Annotated in this window: 3 protein-coding genes; 2 read left to right on the top strand and 1 reads right to left on the bottom strand. The window is 44.7% G+C overall.

Features of this window, described 5'->3' with window-relative positions; all coding sequences use genetic code 11:
• Positions 1-223: 223 nt before the first annotated feature.
• Both LC574_RS36230 and LC574_RS36225 read left to right on the top strand, forming a co-directional pair.
• Entirely contained in the window at positions 224-472 is a 249-nt protein-coding gene (locus tag LC574_RS36230) for a hypothetical protein (RefSeq protein WP_229458451.1), read from the top strand.
• Between the two features lie 319 nt (positions 473-791).
• A complete protein-coding gene (locus LC574_RS36225) occupies positions 792-1,151 on the top strand; it encodes a DUF4188 domain-containing protein (RefSeq protein WP_229458453.1) in 360 nt (119 codons plus the stop codon).
• Between the two features lie 41 nt (positions 1,152-1,192).
• Here LC574_RS36225 and LC574_RS36220 read toward each other — a convergent pair whose 3' ends face one another.
• A complete protein-coding gene (locus LC574_RS36220; RefSeq protein ID WP_229458452.1) occupies positions 1,193-2,248 on the bottom strand; it encodes a phosphotransacetylase family protein in 1,056 nt (351 codons plus the stop codon).
• Positions 2,249-2,328: the final 80 nt, after the last annotated feature.

The following is a 2,328-nucleotide window of genomic DNA, read 5'->3' as shown; positions in this document are numbered from 1 at the left end:
TCTTGGAGAAAGCAATCGCTGCAAGGCTTATGAGACTTCGATTTTCAGGTTTTAGCAACATTTTTGAATTTCTATTAGAAAATAAAGCTTCAAACCTTGATTGAGTAATAGTTTCAGTTTCCCGCTTGGATTATTGTTTTCTGAGAGTGATGGAAGAGCGTTATATCAAATCCGGATGATTACACATAGTATAATTCTGTGAGCGTATTTAGTTGCGAAGTATATGCCAAGACGCATTGCCCTAGAGCCTCACCTAAGTATTGACGAATTAGAAAATCGTTACCGTCAATCAAGAGATGCGATCGCACGCACTCATTACCAGACCATTTGGCTGCTGGCTATGGGGAAAACAACAGCTTTTATTGGCGTAGAGAGTGGTTATGGCTGTACGGTTTTGTACATCCCGAATCGGGTGATACTAAGGCGTGGATTCTGCCTTACGTGCGGACTGACATATTTAATCTTGTTTTAGCGGACTTCGCCAAACATTTTCAGGTCGGCAAACACTCATCTGATTGTTCTTACGATGGATCAAGCCGGATGGCACACTAGTCACTTTCCTAGAAGTCCCAGAAGGCATTCACATTCTATTGATGCCTTCACATTCTCCTGAGCAACAAAGGTGCTCAACGACTGTGGCCAATCACTAATGAAGCGATGCCTACGGCGGGCTACGCCTACGCCAACCAGTCCTTTGATTCCTTAGATGAGTTAGAGGAAGTCTTATTTCAACGTTGCAAAGTTTTATGTGATGCCCGCGATCTAATTCGTAGTCTAACTTGCTACCATTGGTGGCCACAAACAAACAACAGCTTTACTATGTGCATTTAACCGGATTTGATATGATTCAATACTGGCGATCGTTTGAGGATTTGGAGCGTTTTGCCAGAAATCCAGCCGATGTACATCTAAAAGCTTGGCAAAGGTTTAATCAAAATATTGGTGCTGATGGCAGTGTTGGTATTTGGCACGAAACTTATTTAATAGAACCGGGAAGATATGAGGCAATTTATGGGAATATGCCTGTCTTTGGATTAGCTGCTGCAACTAAGCACGTACCAGCTATGGGGCGGAAGGAAACAGCACGCCGTCGCCTGGGAGGTGACGGCGAGCCAGCTGTACCCTCACCAGCTATACAGCCTCCTAACTGATAACTGAGCATTGATCCTCTTAATAGTTTGAGTTGATAAATCTAAGACAATGCCGCTGCGGGAGTTAAATCTAATTTAGATAACAAGCGGTCAATGTCAAAATGCTCGGACATCAACTTGCGAATATACTGAACCTTAATCGGCTCGTGGACACGGACTTGACCAAAAGTGCGGTCAACAATTTCTACAGTGGTGAGGGTATCTAAGTCAACAGACAAAATGGGGATTTCTAGGTCTTCAGCGCGACTGAGAATGAACGGTGGGGGTGGTAGTTGCCCGGTGAGAATTAAACATTGGGTAGAAGTTTCCAAAGCCGCTTGCTGAATTTCTACGCGATCGCCTCCTGTCACCACTGCCATATTCCGGCGTTTGCGGAAATATTTCACAGCGGAGTTGACATTCATCGCTCCAATTGCTAAACTTTCCACCAACAAATCCATGCGATCGTTGCGACAGAGAACATCAGCCTTTAACTGTTTGACTAGTTCGCCAACACTAACACTGCGGAGCAAATCGCTATTAGGCAGCATTGCTAGTACTGGAATTCCCTGCTGTTCCAAAAACGGGCGCAAGAGAGTATCAACTGCTTCTAGTTGAGTGACAGGGATATCATTGATTACAATTCCAATCAAGCGATCGCCCACACGCCCTTTCGCAGCCAATAGCGCCTCAACCGAAAGCAACGATTTATAACGGCTTACTAACAGCACGCCAGCATTCCCTGAGCCAGAAGTATAAGAAAAAATCCGTGCCCCACCCTCAACTTGCAACGTACTAGCACTGATATTGACATCGCCTCCCTGGCCATTTGCTTCTGGTAACACCTGACTGGTAATTAGACTCCCATTGTCAAGATTAATTGCTCCAGTTGCATTAACCTCAATATTTCCCGCCTTACTATTACTAGAACCTAGTCCACTATCTATTCCTGCAAACAGGAAACTCTCTCCTGTCATCTCTAAATTCCGGGCATTAACCGCGATACTTCCACCATCACCAGCTATTACATTTACTCCAGCGCTATTACTAAGGGAAACATTACTTCTTTCTACACTATCGGGAAAACTCAAGCTCAGATTATTACCATCCCCATTCAACCCAACTGTTCCCGCGCCTGCTAACCCACCTAACTCAACTCGCCCACCAAAAGCAAGCAATCCTCCACCATTTACATTGA

Source organism: Nostoc sp. CHAB 5715 (assembly GCF_020829685.1).
GTDB lineage: Bacteria > Cyanobacteriota > Cyanobacteriia > Cyanobacteriales > Nostocaceae > Nostoc.
Note: the sequence above shows the minus strand (reverse complement) of the source record. Positions and strands in the feature narration are given on the sequence as shown.

Coding starts and splice junctions, on each gene's coding strand:
- LC574_RS36230 (WP_229458451.1), top strand. CDS start 224: ATGCCAAGACGCATTGCCCTAGAGCCTCACCTAAGTATTGACGAATTA.